Genomic DNA, 13,319 nt, shown 5'->3' on the forward strand with positions numbered 1-13,319 from the left:
GCTCTCCGACCGGTCCAGTAGAACGGAAAAGATAAATCCCGGTGCGTTTCTGTTGGCATGCCGACCCGCCCGCGCTCCCACCGGTGTCAGCGCACCGCCGACACCGAGGAGACGCTCATGACACCGACACGTTCCGCCCGCCGCCCCGCCACCGGCCCGCGCCGGATCCTGGTCACCGCCGTGGCGGCGGCGCTCGCCGGCGGCCTCGTCACGACCACCGGGGTGGATGCCGTCGCCGCTCCGGCGCAAACCAGCGTCGCCGCTCCGGCACCCGCCAACGCCGCCGTGACGTCCGGCAGCACCAGCGGCGGGCCGCTGGCCTTCCGGGTCGACCCGGGGCTGTCCGCTCCCCGGTTGCCGATCGACCCCGTCGGCCGGCTCGGCACCGACCGGGAGCTCGGCGTGGTGGCCGGGCCGGACGGTTCGCCCGCCGGCCTGGTGCTCGACGAGGTGATGGTGCGGGTCGCCGACCAGGCCGAGTTGGACGCCTTCCTGACCCGCTGGGGCGGTCAGGTGCTCGACTCGTTCCCGCCGGACGAGCAGGGGCAGGACCACCTGGTCCGGGTGGACGCCGACCGCGCCGACCCGGCCGGGCTGGTCGACGATCTGCGGGCCGCCGAGCCGGGCCAGTCCGGCGCGTACCGGGTCGGCGACGAGCGGGCGCTGCGGCTGCTCGCGCTCGCCGCCGCCGAGTGGCGGGCGGGGACCGAGCTGGTCCTCGACTGGCTGGTGGAGCCGGCCGGCATCGTCGACGGCGAGGTGTACGAGGCCCCCGACATCACGAACAACGTCTTCGACTGGATGTTCATGCGGTCCGGCGGCGCGATGGACATCGGGGTCGCGCCGGCCTGGCAGCTGCTGGAGGCCAAGGGCAAGCTGACCAAGCAGGTGAAATACCTGGTGCAGGACGGCGGGTTCCAGTTCAACGCCGACTTCCCGAGCAAGGTGTCCCTGCACACGGCGGAGTGGGGCGAGACCAACACCAACGACTGCACGGGCGGCACGCCCTGCCCGTGGCACGGCACCGACGTGGTGCTCGCCGGGATGGGCCGGGTCGACAACGGCTACGGCACCGCCGGGCCGGCCGGTCCGGTGGTCGACGAGCTGGTCGCCGTGCGCAACGGCATCGACTACTGGACGGTGCTGCGCCGGCTGGAGAAGGCCGCCGAGGCGAGCCACCCCGACGTGGTCAACCTCAGCTTCACCCGCGACGTGAACCTCGGCAAGTCCCACGCCCGCACCTGGACCGACCGGCGGATGAAGCACGTCCGCGACACCGGGGCGCTGATCGTCTCGTCCGCCGGCAACGACACCGCGAACGTCGACAGCGACACCCTCTACGTGCCCTGCGAGAGCACCCACGTCATGTGCGTGGGCGGCATGAAGACGAACGCGACGGTGGCGAACGGGTCGAACTACGGCACCAGTGATCTGACCACCTCCGTGGAGATCTACGGCCCGATGTGCGTCCTGGGACTCGCCGACCCCGGCAGTCCGGCCGTCAACAAGACCCGGTCCAACGCCTGCGGCACCAGCGTCGCCGCGCCGTTCGTGGGTGGCGTCGCCGCGCTGGTGCTGGCCGCCGACCCGAGCCTGACCTCCGCGCAGGTCCGGGACCTCCTCAACAGCACCGCCCACGTCGGCGGGCTCGGCGCCAAGGTGACGGGCAGCCAACGCCGGATCGACGCTTTGGCCGCCGTCGCCAAGGCGCTGGGCGTCAAGGTCGACAAGCCCGCGGTGAGCATCAGCACGCCGAAGACCGGCCAGCACGTCGGGGTGGGCCAGTCGGTGGACCTGTGGGGCACGGCGACCGACTTCCTCGGCAAGGAGATCCCGATCACCTGGATCAGCAGCCTCGACGGCGTGCTGGGCCACGAGTCGCAGACGTTCGTGCCGGCGCTGTCGGCCGGCACCCACGTCATCACGGCCAAGGCCACCGACAGCCTCGGGCGCACCGGCTCGGCAACCGTCTCCGTCACGGTGGTGGACAGCCCGACGACCGCGGCCATCATCTCGCCGCCGGTCGGGCTGACGCTCGCCCCGGGCCAGTCGATCAGCCTGGTGGGCACCTCCGACGACCCCGACGCCTACGGGCCCGTGCCCGACAACGAGGCGTCCTGGACGGTCCGGCGGGGCGGGACGGTGGTCCACCAGCAGACCGGGCACCAGGCCCTCCTGCCGGCCGGCAAGGTCACGGCGGGGTCGTACACGGCGACGTTCACGGCCGGCGGCGCGAGCGCGCAGCGCGCCTTCACGGTCACCGCGCTGCTGGTCGGGCAGCACCCGCCGACCGCCACCATCACCAAGCCGGCGGCGGCCCTGAACCTGTCGACGATCGACGGCAAGCCGAAGCTCGTCGCGTTCGCCGGGACCGGCACCGACGCCGAGGACGGCACGGTCGCCGGGACCCGCTACCGGTGGACCGCGTACGGCGACGGCGGCGTCAAGAAGGTGCTCTGCCAGGGCAGCGCGGTGCCCACCGGGGGCCCCGTCGACGACAAGGTCGTGCCGAAGAGCTGCGCGAGCTTCAGCGCGGAGCTGGGCCTGAGCAAGGGCAACGTCACCACCTGGTCCGTGTGGCTGGAGGTCTTCGACTCGACCGGGCTGGTCGGCGTGGACTCCGTGCCGGTGCAGATCCAGGTGACGACGCCCTGACCGGGCGACCGCCCGCGACCGGAGAACCGGGGTGCGGGGCGGGTGAAGGGGGCCGGGCCGCTCGGCCGGGCCCCCGGCCTGCGGGAAGGGGTGCCCTGCTGCGGGCCAGGGTCAGCTGACGGGGCCGATCGCCTTCGCCAGGTCGACGAAGCCCTGCCACTGGGCGGGGCGGAAGGTCAGCGTGCCACCGTCGCGGTCCTTCGTGTCGCGGACGAGAACGACACCGGCAAGATTGTCGGCGACCTCCACGCAGTTGCCACCGTTGTTGCCGCTCTTGGTGCTCCTGCGCCACTGCGCACCGGTCATGTCCATTCCGCTGCCGCTCTCCTGATGAGATCCAGTGATGCCGCCCGGGGCAGGGCTTCGCCTACAATGCGCGCCCACCGTCGCTCCAGGGTAGCAATGCCAGCCTGTTCGGCAATGATCTGCGCGCTGACCTGGCCGTCCACATGCGACACGCGCGTCCCGTCAGGCATTTCGGCCAGGACGAACGGCCCGCCCATCCCGGGGTACATGGGCGTGCCCGCCGGTACCACATGCACCTGCACGCTCGGCAACTCCGCGCATGCCGCGACGTGTTCGCACTGCTCCCGCATCAACGCGCGGCCGTCCCGGGCCGCTGGACGACGAAGGGCAGCCTCATCGAGGACTGCGACGATCAGCGGCGGGCGGGACCGATGGAGGATCTTCTGGCGACCGACGCGTGCCGCCACCAGCTCATCGACCTCTTCGGGGGTGAGAGTCTCACCGGCGAGCGTCGCCCTCGCGTACGCCCCGGTCTGGAGCAGTCCCGGCACCCACGCCAGCTCGAACCCGCGCAACGCGGTTGCCTCGTGTTCGATGTCGGCCCACGGCCTGAACCACGCCGGTTCGCGGCGCTTCAGAACGTCCGGCCAGAGGTCCCCTACGTCCCTTCCGAGTAGCGCGGCGATTCTGGATCGGTGGCGGGGCCGGGATACCCGTCCGGGGTTGACCCAGCGCTGTGCCGTCTTCGGGTCCGCCCCCATCTGACCTGCGAGACTCTCGGCTGTCTCGCCAGCCTCGGCCATGGCCGCGATGAGTCCGTGATTCACAGCGCCTCCTGTGTGGACGTCCGGAGCGTCTCCACAACCCTACCCAACGCTGTGTATCCGTCCAACGACGCTGAGACAGGGTGTTCTCAGGACGGCGCGAGCCGGTGGAGGCCCCGAACCCGCCGGTCGCGTCCGCACCGGGCCGCCCCGGTCCTTCCCCAGAACCACCGGGCCGGGGCGGCCCCTCCAGCCAGCCGAGGAGGTTCCATGTCGGGAGACCGTCACCGCCGGATCCGCGGCCACCACTGCCATTGCTGCCATTGCTGCCGCCAACTGCACGACAAGGAACCGAGGCCGACGCCGGCTCCCGTACCGACGCCGGACCCGCCGCCCCGGGAGCCGGCACCGGCCCCGTACGACCCGCCCCTGATCGGGCCGATGATTCCTCCACACCGGGGCCCACGCGGCGGCCTGGCGACGCGGGTCGTCCGGTGCCTGGCCGGCGAGCTGCGGACCCACTGATGACCCGCCCGCACCTGCCGATGCGCCCCGCCTGGCTGTGCCGGTCCTGCGCCGCGCCCTGGCCGTGCCAGCCGGCCCGCCTCGCGCTGCTGACCGAGTTCCACGGCCACTCGGTCGCGCTGGCGTTCTACCTGGCCTCGTCGATGTACGAAGCGATGGACGACACGCTGCGCCTGGGCGGCCTGCCCGACCCGGCGGCGATGCACGCCCGCTTCCTCGGCTGGGCGACGCCGCGCCGCCGGCCAGCGCCACGCGAGTAGTGCCCCCAGCCGCTCCGGCCCACGTCTCTCCTCCGTTGCGGGGAGGCGCCCGGCTCGGAGTGGCATGATCCCGGGGTGACCAGTGGTTCCGCCGAAGCCCAGCGCCTGCGCGACCTCGCGCGGCTGCGGCGGGTCCGCGACCGGATCGACCGGGACTATGCGCAGCCGCTGGACGTGGAGGCGCTCGCCCGGGGGGCGAACATGTCGGCCGGTCACCTGAGCCGCCAGTTCCGCCTCGCCTACGGCGAGTCGCCGTACTCCTATCTGATGACCCGGCGCATCGAGCGCGCGATGGCGCTGCTGCGTCGTGGCGACCTCAGCGTCACCGAGGTCTGTTTCGCGGTCGGCTGCGCGTCGCTGGGCACCTTCAGCACCCGCTTCGCCGAGCTGGTGGGGATGCCGCCGAGCAGCTACCGGCAGCGGGCGGCGCGCAGCATGGTGGGGCTGCCGGCCTGCGTGTCGAAGCAGGTGACCAGGCCGGTCCGGGATGCTCCCCGGCCACTCCGGCAACCGGCGACCTGACCGGGAACAGTGGCCGCTTCCGGTACACGACGCGCCGACGCGATTCCACCGCAACCGGCCACTGATCGCGCAGCCGATCCTGGGGCCGCAACCTTCACCATCCGCCCCGGAAGAAGGCCAGGAGCGCCGGCTCCGGGTCTGCCGCGGTGGTCGCGTTCGCCACCGTAAGCGCGATCACCGGGAGCAACAACAGCACCGAGAGAAGCCCGTACACCGCCAGCAGCCCCCTCTTTCGCCGGTCGGAGGACCGCGTCCGCGCGAATCTCCGCCAGGCCACCACGCTCGTCGCGATGAGGACCGCCGCCACGACGGCGGCTGCCACGGCCATCGCCTCGTGGTACCAGGAGAAGTCGTCGATCATGAGGTCGAGGGCGGGTGAGCCGCTGCCCCCCGTGCTGCCCACGTCGGCAAGTCGCTGCTCGACCTGCGTCAGCGTGTCGGCGAGTTCCGGGTCGGTCACGCCGTCCGTCAACATCGGCAGCAACGAGGCGAAGGGCGCGACGGCGCCCTGGACGTTGGCCATCACCATCGCCAACGAGAGCGGCGCGAGCGTCGCGACGAGAACGCCGCCCGCCGCGAGGGCGACCCTCTTTCCCGCACCGAGACCGCCGGCCGTCACGAACGCCCTGGCGAGGCGAGTGCCGAGGGCAACGAGCACGATCAACAGGAGGGCGGCGATCACGGCCTTGACCAGGTGGTAACGGGACCAGTAGTCGACCACCCGCGCCAGGTCCGGGGAGAGGCTCCGGTCGTCGGAGCGCCAGTATTCGACGAACGACGCCCGCAGGGCCTCGCCGAGGTCACGCCGGTCGACGATGCCGCCCGCCCTGTCCGCCGTCAGCGCGGGCGGGGCGACGACGAAGGCGACGACGAGGGCTGCGGCGAGGACGCCGAGCGCGGCGATCACCCGGCCGGAGGCACCCGCCGGGCGCGGCGGGGCAGCGGAACTGTGCACGTAGGCTCCTTCGATCGAGCGAGTGGATGAGCGGAATCGGCCGGCAGGCGGCCGGTTCAGTACGCGAGCCCGCGCGGGTGCGGCGGAAGCCACGGCGCTAGCTACGGAAGCGTTGGGCCGGCCGGGTCGTCCCGGTCGTGGATCACTGTTGGCCCCGCAGGTACGTGAGGACGGCGAGGACCCGCCGGTTCGTGTCGTCGCTGACCGGCAGGTGCAGCTTCGCGAGGACGCTGCCGATGTGCTTGCCCACCCCGGCCTCGGTCAGCGTGAGGAGGCGGGCGATCGCGGCGTTGGAGTGGCCCTCGGCGACCAGCGCCAGCACCTCGCGCTCCCGGGGTGAGAGGTGATCGAGCGGGTCGCGACCCCGCAGCATCAGCTGGCGCACCACCTCGGGATCGACGACCGTGCCGCCCTCGGCCACCCGCCGCAGCATGTCGGCGAACTCGACGACGTCGGCCACGCGGTCCTTGAGCAGGTAGCCGATGGCCCGGCCCTGGCCCGAGCCGAGCAGCTCGCCGGCGTAGCTGTGCTGCACGTACTGGCTGAGCGCCATCACGGCGAGGCCGGGGCGGGCCGCGCGCAGGGCCACGGCGGCCCGCAGCCCCTCGTCGGCGAAGCCCGGCGGCATGCGGACATCGGTGACGACGAGGTCGGGGGCGGTCTGTTCCACCGCCGTCACCAGAGCGGCGGCGTCACCGACGGCGGCGACGACGTCGAAGCCGAACCGGAAGAGCAGCCCGACCAGCCCCTCGCGAAGCAGGACGGAGTCCTCCGCGATCACGACGCGCACGGCAACTCCACCCGCAGGGTTGTCGGCCCGCCGGGCGGGCTGGAGATGAGCAGCCGGCCTCCGGCCGCAGCAGCCCGGTCGGCCAGGCCCGTGATGCCCGATCCGCGCGACGGGTCGGCACCGCCGCGCCCGTCGTCGCGCACCTGGACCGCCAGCGTGCCGCCCGCTCGTCGGGCGTCGACGGTGACCTCGGTCGCGGCGGCATGCTTCACGGCGTTGGCGAGCGCCTCCGACACGGCGGCGTAGGCCACCGTCTCCACCGCCGGCGGGAACCGGGCCGGGTCGGCGTCGACGTGGACCGGGAGAGGGCTGCCCGCGGCGAGTTCCTCGATTGCGGCGCGCAGCCCCAGCTCACGCAGCGTCCGGGGGCTGATGCCCCGGATCAGGTCGCGCAGCTCGACCATCAGGGCCTTGGCGTGGTCGTGCGCCGAGGCCACCGCGACCGCTGCGGGCGAGTCGCCCGGCAGGTCGAGCTTGGCGAGGCCGAGCTGCATGGTCAGGCTCACCAGCCGCTGCTGGGCGACGTCGTGCAGGTCGCGCTCGATGCGGTGCCGCTCGGCGTCGAACGCGTCGGCCAGCCGCGCCCGGGACCGGGTCACCTCGACCAGTTCGGCTGCGGCCGGGTCGGGCTCGCAGCACAGCAGCAGCCGGGCGAGGGCGGCGTGCCCACCACCGAACGCCGACGTCAGATAGAGCACCGCCGGGATCAGCACCAGCCCCAGGGCGGCGCGGCTGACCGCGCTACCCGTCGACTCCATGCTGACCAGCCGATAGTGCACCGCGAACGGGGTGGAGACGACGAGCAGGCCGGCGAGGGCCAGCACGCCGAGCCACACCGGCGCGACGATGCCGAGGAGCAGCAAATAGGCCACGGAACGCCAGGTGGCCGGGTCGGTGTAGAGGTTGCCACTTCGACGCGACACCGCCGGGGCGTCGTCGGCCAGCCGCAATCGCCACCGCTCGACGCCGGCCGCGGCGGTGGCCAGCCTCGGCACCGTCAGCGCGAGCAGGCCCACACTGACCAGGCTGAGCACCACCGCGACCGACACGTAGGTGCCGGTCCACCGGTGTGGTGCCTCCTCGACCGCCCGCATTCCTTCCACCTGGAGCACCTCGACGGCCAGGGCCAGCGGGGCCAGCGGGACGGAAAGCACGAGCCAGAGCAGACCCGATGCCACGGCCGTGGTCGCGGTGTAGGCGATCCCGCGCCACGGCCACGTCGACAGGAGGAATCCAGGCCGCATCACCGCCCTGAGCAGCGTGGTCGTCGACGTCATGCGCCCAAGCTAGCCAAGGGTGCCGGCGACGAACCAGGGCGCTGGCCCGAGTCTTGGGGTGGGGCTGGCCCTACCCGGCGAGCAGGCCGTCGATCTGGCCCATGGCCTCGCGTAGGCCCTCCTCCATCCCCATGTTCACCATCTGTTCGAGCTGCTCGGCGTCGACGAAGGTGCTGACCAGCGTCAGCCGGGTGCGCGCACCGTCCGCCGCCAGCGTCGCGACGGCGTGGGTCGGCCGGTCGGTGTCGGTCGGGTTGCCGTCCTCGTCCGAGAAGCCGTCGTCGAACTCCAGCCGGTGCGGCGCGTCGAGCGCCGTGATCCGCCACCAGCCCCGCGCCTTCTCGCCCTCCGGGCCGGTCATGTAGTAGTGGGACCAGCCCCCCACCACGAAGTCGTGCTGCTCGAACGTCGCCGGCCAGGTCGGCGGCCCCCACCACCGCTCCAGCTGGCGCGCGTCCTCCCACACCTGCCACACGCGCTCGACCCCGGCGTCGAACTCGGCGACGAAGGTCAGTGTCAACGCCTCGGTGTCCTTCTGGATGCTCGTCACGGGCATCGTTCGGTTCCCCTCTCAGTCTTCGGCGATCAGCTGATCGATGCGGGCCACACGTTCCCGCCAGATCTCCTCGTACGCGTCGAGGAGCCTGGCGGCCCGGCGGAGCACGGCCATGTCCGCGTGCACGATCTGCTCCCTCCCCCGCCTCTCCTTCGTCACGAGCGAGGCCTTCTCGAGCACCGCGACGTGCTTCTGCACGGCAGCGAAGCTCATCGGGTAGTGCCGGGCGAGCGCCGAGACGGACTCCGCGTGGCGGATCACCCGGGCGACGATGTCGCGCCGGGTGGCGTCCGCAAGGGCATGGAAGACGCGGTCTGCCTGCTCTCCGGCCACCATTTCTACAACCATATGGTTGTACGTTAGTGGCGGCCCGCGTCCGGCGCAAGCGACTCGGCGGCACCGGCGCGACCCACGGCGGTCCTGGGCCGGTGCACCACGAACGGGGGTGCCGATCACGCCTCTGTTAGGGTCGATTTCGTGGTAAACCCCGGCGTCATCACCGACCGGTCGGATCCGGCCGTGCAGCGGATCGTCGACGTCACCAAGCACTCGCGGTCCGTCGTCCGCACCGTGCTCATCGAGGATGCCGAGCCGCTCGTGGAGTGCATTCGCGCGGGGCTGGAGTTCATCGAGGTCTACGGGGTGGAGACCTCACCCCTCCCCGACGAGGTGCTCGCGGCCTGCCAGCAGCGGGACATCCCGGTCCGCCTGGTCGGGGCCCCGATCATGAACGACCTGTTCAAGACCGACAAGAAGCCCAAGGCGTTCGGCATCGCCCGGGTCCCGAGGCCGTGGAGCTTCGACGAGTTGGCCCGCACGACCGGCGACATCATCGTCCTGGACGGCGTGAAGATCGTCGGCAACATCGGCGCCATCGTGCGCACGTCCTTCGCGCTCGGCGCCGGCGGCATCGTGCTCGTGGACAGCGACCTCACCACCATCGCGGACCGACGCCTGGTCAGGGCCAGCCGGGGCTACGTCTTCTCGCTCCCGATCGTGCTCGCGTCGCGCGACGACGCGATCGCCCACTTCCGGCGCACCGGCGTCCCCCTGATCGCCTTCGACACCGAGGGCGACCTCGCGGTCGGCGACCTGCGCGACGCCGACGAGCAGCTCGCCCTCCTGCTCGGCAGCGAGAAGACCGGCACGTCACGCTCCTTCGAGAGCATCGCCAGCCACTCGGTGTCGATCCCCATCAACCCGGCTGCGGAGTCGCTGAACGTCTCCGTCTGTGCCGGGATCGCGCTCTACGAGCGTTCCCACTGGAACCTCGCCGCCCGGCGGCCCGCGCCGCAGCCGCCCCGGGCCGAGCGCTCGCCCGCCGGGCGCGGTGCCGGGCGGCCCACCCGGCCGGTCTACCCGGGCCGCCGGAGCCGCTGACCCCGTTTCATGGGCACTGTCTCCCGCCGGGCGGGTTCTCGTCCGGCGCATCAGCCCAGACTCATCGGCCCGCCACTGGCCGTCTCGCGCAGGTGGGCGCGGTCCACGCCGGCCAGGCCGACCACCTCGGCGTCGTCCAGCGCCCCGCAGTCGAGCCCACGCAGCAGGAACCCGGCGAGCGCCCGGGCGGTGGCCGGCTCGTCGAGGATGCCGCTGTCGGCCCGGTCGAGATACGCCCGCAGCCGGCCGGCCGCCGCCGGCAGCCCGTCCCGGTAGAAGGCGAACGTCGCCGCGAAGCGGGTGGGCAGCTGCCCGGGGTGCAGGTCCCAGCCCTGGTAGAGGCCGCGTTCGAGGGACCGGCGGACCAGCCGCAGGTGCAGCGCCCAGCCGGCGTGCACCGCCGCGCGGTCGCCGGTCGGCAGCACGTTGGTCGACCCGTCGCTGACCGCGACCCCGGTGCCGGCCGCCGCCACCTGGAGCACCGCCTTGGCGTGGTCGGCCACCGGATGCTCCAGGCTCTGCTGGCCGGCGGCGACACCCAGCGCGGCGGAGTAGTCGTAGGTGCCGTAGTGCAGCCCGACGCAGCGCCCGGCGGCGGCGTGCACCATCCGGGCGACCGTCGCGGTGCCGTCGGCCCCGAGCACGGCCTGCGGGGTCTCCACCTGAATCTCGAAGCGCAGGGACGGGAGCCGGTGGGCGGCCTCCAGCGCGGCGCAGAGCTGCACCATCGCCTCGACCTGTGGCAGCGACGTCACCTTCGGCAGGGTCACCCGGAACCCGTCGGGCAGGGCCCGGTGGCGCAGCAGCGTGTCGAGGAAAAGGTCGAGGGTGCGTACCGCCCGGCGGCGCGTCGCCGGCTCCAGTGACTTGATCCGCAGCCCGACGTGGCGGGTCACCCGACCCCGGGCCAGCACGGTGGCGGCGGCCCGGGCGGCGGCGTCCTCCTCGGCGTCGCCCCGGACTCCGTACCCGTCCTCGAAGTCGATCCGCAGGTCCTCGATCGGTTCGGCGGCGAGCTTGGCGCGGACCCGGGCGGCCAGCGCGTCGGCCACGCCGGGCAGCGGGCCGTGCCGGTCGAGCGCCGCGAGCGCGGCGGCCCGCCACTCGTCGACGGTGTGCGGGCCGTACCGGTCGGCCGGCACGTAGACGGTGTGCACGGGCTGGCCCGTCGGCGCCAGGCCCGGGTAGCGCGCGGCCCGCTGCCGGTCGTCGGCGGCGAGGAGGGCGTCGAGCCGGTGCAGGACTGCCGGGTCCAGCATCAGTCGATCATCCGGTAGGCGGGCAGGGTGAGGAAGTCGACGAACTCGTCGGCCAGCGCCACCTCGACGAAGAGTCTCCGGGCCGCGTCGGCGTGCGGCCCGGTGAGCGGCTCGGCGTCGACGAGCCGCCGCACCAGCTCCGGGGTGACCGGCTCGCCGGTGTCGAGGGCGACCGCACCGTGCACCCACTGCCAGACCTGAGAGCGGGAGATCTCGGCGGTCGCCGCGTCCTCCATCAGGTTGTCGATGGCGACCGCGCCGCTGCCGGCCAGCCAGGCGGCCAGGTAGCGCAGCGCCACCCCGACGTTGGCGCGCAGCCCGGCGGCCGTCGGGGGCGCGACCGACGCGGACAGGTCGATCAGGGCGGCGGCGTCCGGCGCGACCTCGTCGCGGCGCCGGTCGAGCTGGTGGGGGCGCTCGCCCAGCACCGCGTCGAACACCTCGCGGCAGATCGGGACGAGATCCGGGTGGGCCACCCAGGAGCCGTCGAAGCCGTCGGCGGCCTCGCGCTGCTTGTCCGCCCGGACCCCGGCCAACGCCCGCGCGTTGACCTCCGGGTCGCGGCGCGACGGGATGAACGCCGCCATCCCGCCGATCGCCAGCGCGCCGTGCGCGTGGCAGGTCCGCACCAACTGCTCGGTGTACGCGCGCATGAACGGCGCGGTCATGGTCAACGACGCGCGGTCGGGCAGGACGAACGCCGGGCCGGCGTCGCGGAAGTACTTGATGATGCTGAACAGGTAGTCCCACCGCCCCGCGTTGAGCCCCGCCGCGTGTTCGCGCAGCTCGTAGAGGATCTCGGCCATCTCGAACGCCGCCGGGATGGTCTCGATGAGCGCGGTGGCCCGGATGCTCCCGACCGCCAGCCCCAGGTGCTCCTCGGCGGCGGTGAAGACCTCGTGCCACAGCCGCGCCTCGCGGTGGCTCTCCATCTTCGGCAGGTAGAAGTACGGGCCGGAGCCGGCGGCCAGCAACGCGCGCGCGTTGTGGAAGAAGTAGAGGCCGAAGTCGACCAGCGCCCCCACCGCCGGTGCCCCGTCGATCAGCAGGTGCCGCTCGTCGAGGTGCCAGCCCCGCGGCCGGACGACGATCGTGGCGCGCGGCGCGTCGGTGCGCAGCGCGTACCCCCGGCCGTCGGCGGCGGTGAACGACGCCGTGCCGGCGACCGCGTCGCGCAGGTTGACCTGGCCGGACACGACGTTGTGCCAGTGCGGCGTGTTGGCGTCCTCCAGGTCGGCCAGCCACACCTTCGCGCCGGAGTTCAGCGCGTTGATCATCATCTTGCGTTCGGTGGGGCCGGTGATCTCGACCCGCCGGTCGGCCAGGTCGGCCGGGGGCGGGGGCACCCGCCAGTCACCGGAGCGGATGTCGGCCGTTTCCGGCAGGAAGTCGAGCCGCCCGGTGCGGGCGACCTCGGCCCGGCGTTCGGCACGGCGGCACAGCAGCTCGGCCCGGGTGGCGGCGAACCGGCGGTGCAGGCCGGCGACGAGGTCGAGCGCCTCGAGGGTGAGGATCTCCGCCGACCGGTCGACCTCCGGTCCGCTGACGATGACGGTCATGGTCGTCCATCCTGCCCGAAGGACTCCGCCGGTGTCCGCCCCACGGCCGGCATGAAACGGGCGGGCCCGGTCGTTGCACCGGGCCCGCCCGCACCAGCTCACGCCACTAGCGTTGGCTCCGCTAGCGCTGGAGGGTCAGCAGGCCCGGCCGGTACGGCAGGAGGCCGTAGTCGCCACCGGAGCTGGGGGAACGCCCCTGGTAGAGCAGTTGGAGGTTGCAGGGATCGACGGTGAACGTCTGGTCGGCGGTGGTACGGATCAGCTCGCCGTGGCTGATGTCGTTGGTCCAGGTGGCACCGCTGTTGGCCTTGCCAGCGAACGGGTTGCTCTCGGTCGCGGCCTGCGGCGTCCACGAACCGCCCAGGCTGGTGGCCGTGAACGACCGGAAGTACCGCCCCTGCGAACCGATCGCCTCGACGATCATCAGGTACAGGCTCTGCCCCTGAAGCTTGTAGACCTGCACCGCCTCGAACAGGTTGTTCGTCGTGTCACTCATGATCGTCGTGTACGACGAACCGAAGCTGCCCGGGAAGTTCCCGATCGGCATGCTCGCCCGGTAGATCTTGCCGTT

General features: G+C 72.8%; 14 protein-coding genes. 4 read left to right on the forward strand and 10 right to left on the reverse strand.

Going from position 1 to position 13,319, the window contains the following annotated elements; translation table 11 throughout:
* Nucleotides 1-117: 117 nt before the first annotated feature.
* Complete coding sequence (locus tag ACFT41_RS20555) at nt 118-2,655, forward strand: S8 family serine peptidase (RefSeq protein WP_377587586.1); 2,538 nt, start codon at nt 118-120, stop codon at nt 2,653-2,655.
* A gap of 111 nt (nt 2,656-2,766) precedes the next feature.
* On the opposite strand, the gene ACFT41_RS20560 is transcribed toward ACFT41_RS20555, so the two are convergent.
* Both ACFT41_RS20560 and ACFT41_RS20565 read right to left on the reverse strand, forming a co-directional pair.
* Nucleotides 2,767-2,961 (reverse strand): DUF397 domain-containing protein, encoded by a 195-nt coding sequence (locus ACFT41_RS20560; RefSeq protein WP_377587587.1) that lies wholly within the window; start codon nt 2,959-2,961, stop codon nt 2,767-2,769.
* Nucleotides 2,958-3,728, reverse strand: a complete 771-nt coding sequence (locus ACFT41_RS20565; protein ID WP_377587588.1) for a DUF5753 domain-containing protein — start codon at nt 3,726-3,728, stop codon at nt 2,958-2,960. Before ACFT41_RS20565 ends, ACFT41_RS20560 begins: the two co-directional genes overlap by 4 nt.
* 461 nt (nt 3,729-4,189) lie before the next feature.
* Between ACFT41_RS20565 and ACFT41_RS20570 the strand changes: the two genes are divergently transcribed.
* Together ACFT41_RS20570 and ACFT41_RS20575 are read left to right on the forward strand one after the other, a co-directional pair.
* Entirely contained in the window at nt 4,190-4,450 is a 261-nt protein-coding gene (locus ACFT41_RS20570) for a hypothetical protein (protein WP_377587589.1), read from the forward strand.
* Nucleotides 4,451-4,525: 75 nt separating this feature from the next.
* Nucleotides 4,526-4,972 carry a helix-turn-helix transcriptional regulator gene (locus ACFT41_RS20575; RefSeq protein WP_377587590.1) on the forward strand — a complete coding sequence of 149 codons (447 nt, stop codon included), beginning with the start codon at nt 4,526-4,528 and terminating at the stop codon, nt 4,970-4,972.
* A gap of 94 nt (nt 4,973-5,066) precedes the next feature.
* Here the strand turns inward: ACFT41_RS20575 and ACFT41_RS20580 are convergent, their stop codons facing one another.
* The 5 genes from ACFT41_RS20580 to ACFT41_RS20600 all read right to left on the reverse strand — a co-directional run bounded on the left by ACFT41_RS20580 (nt 5,067) and on the right by ACFT41_RS20600 (nt 8,886).
* Complete coding sequence (locus tag ACFT41_RS20580; protein WP_377587591.1) at nt 5,067-5,927, reverse strand: hypothetical protein; 861 nt, start codon at nt 5,925-5,927, stop codon at nt 5,067-5,069.
* A 142-nt stretch (nt 5,928-6,069) separates the two neighbouring features.
* Nucleotides 6,070-6,717: a response regulator transcription factor gene (locus ACFT41_RS20585; RefSeq protein ID WP_377587592.1), complete on the reverse strand. Its 648-nt coding sequence runs from the start codon at nt 6,715-6,717 to the stop codon at nt 6,070-6,072.
* Nucleotides 6,705-7,994, reverse strand: coding sequence for a histidine kinase (locus ACFT41_RS20590; RefSeq protein ID WP_377587593.1), 1,290 nt, complete (start codon nt 7,992-7,994; stop codon nt 6,705-6,707). Before ACFT41_RS20590 ends, ACFT41_RS20585 begins: the two co-directional genes overlap by 13 nt.
* 70 nt (nt 7,995-8,064) lie before the next feature.
* Entirely contained in the window at nt 8,065-8,550 is a 486-nt protein-coding gene (locus ACFT41_RS20595; RefSeq protein ID WP_377587594.1) for an SRPBCC domain-containing protein, read from the reverse strand.
* Between the two features lie 15 nt (nt 8,551-8,565).
* On the reverse strand, nt 8,566-8,886 hold the full coding sequence (locus ACFT41_RS20600) for an ArsR/SmtB family transcription factor (RefSeq protein WP_377587595.1): 321 nt from the start codon (nt 8,884-8,886) through the stop codon (nt 8,566-8,568).
* A gap of 141 nt (nt 8,887-9,027) precedes the next feature.
* Between ACFT41_RS20600 and nshR the strand changes: the two genes are divergently transcribed.
* Nucleotides 9,028-9,930 carry an NshR/TsnR family 23S rRNA methyltransferase gene (gene nshR / locus ACFT41_RS20605; RefSeq protein WP_377587596.1) on the forward strand — a complete coding sequence of 301 codons (903 nt, stop codon included), beginning with the start codon at nt 9,028-9,030 and terminating at the stop codon, nt 9,928-9,930.
* 50 nt (nt 9,931-9,980) lie between these two features.
* On the opposite strand, the gene ACFT41_RS20610 is transcribed toward nshR, so the two are convergent.
* From ACFT41_RS20610 to ACFT41_RS20620, 3 genes are all read right to left on the reverse strand, one after another.
* Nucleotides 9,981-11,189 carry a DUF6986 family protein gene (locus ACFT41_RS20610; RefSeq protein ID WP_377587597.1) on the reverse strand — a complete coding sequence of 403 codons (1,209 nt, stop codon included), beginning with the start codon at nt 11,187-11,189 and terminating at the stop codon, nt 9,981-9,983.
* Nucleotides 11,189-12,748, reverse strand: a complete 1,560-nt coding sequence (aceB, locus tag ACFT41_RS20615; protein WP_377587598.1) for a malate synthase A — start codon at nt 12,746-12,748, stop codon at nt 11,189-11,191. The genes ACFT41_RS20610 and aceB overlap by 1 nt, the downstream gene beginning before the upstream one ends.
* A gap of 121 nt (nt 12,749-12,869) precedes the next feature.
* Nucleotides 12,870-13,319, reverse strand: a 450-nt coding sequence (locus ACFT41_RS20620) for a non-reducing end alpha-L-arabinofuranosidase family hydrolase (RefSeq protein ID WP_377613952.1), incomplete at its 5' end; no start/stop codon positions are given.

This window comes from Micromonospora sp. NPDC057141, assembly GCF_042670805.1.
Classification (GTDB): domain Bacteria; phylum Actinomycetota; class Actinomycetes; order Mycobacteriales; family Micromonosporaceae; genus Micromonospora.

What these genes read in the sequence shown, in the direction of transcription:
- ACFT41_RS20555 (WP_377587586.1), top strand. Translation starts at nt 118, where the DNA reads ATGACACCGACACGTTCCGCCCGCCGCCCCGCCACCGGCCCGCGCCGG.
- ACFT41_RS20560 (WP_377587587.1), bottom strand. Translation starts at nt 2,961, where the DNA reads ATGACCGGTGCGCAGTGGCGCAGGAGCACCAAGAGCGGCAACAACGGT.
- ACFT41_RS20570 (WP_377587589.1), top strand. Translation starts at nt 4,190, where the DNA reads ATGACCCGCCCGCACCTGCCGATGCGCCCCGCCTGGCTGTGCCGGTCC.
- ACFT41_RS20590 (WP_377587593.1), bottom strand. Translation starts at nt 7,994, where the DNA reads ATGACGTCGACGACCACGCTGCTCAGGGCGGTGATGCGGCCTGGATTC.
- ACFT41_RS20595 (WP_377587594.1), bottom strand. Translation starts at nt 8,550, where the DNA reads ATGCCCGTGACGAGCATCCAGAAGGACACCGAGGCGTTGACACTGACC.
- ACFT41_RS20600 (WP_377587595.1), bottom strand. Translation starts at nt 8,886, where the DNA reads ATGGTGGCCGGAGAGCAGGCAGACCGCGTCTTCCATGCCCTTGCGGAC.
- ACFT41_RS20610 (WP_377587597.1), bottom strand. Translation starts at nt 11,189, where the DNA reads ATGCTGGACCCGGCAGTCCTGCACCGGCTCGACGCCCTCCTCGCCGCC.
- aceB (WP_377587598.1), bottom strand. Translation starts at nt 12,748, where the DNA reads ATGACCGTCATCGTCAGCGGACCGGAGGTCGACCGGTCGGCGGAGATC.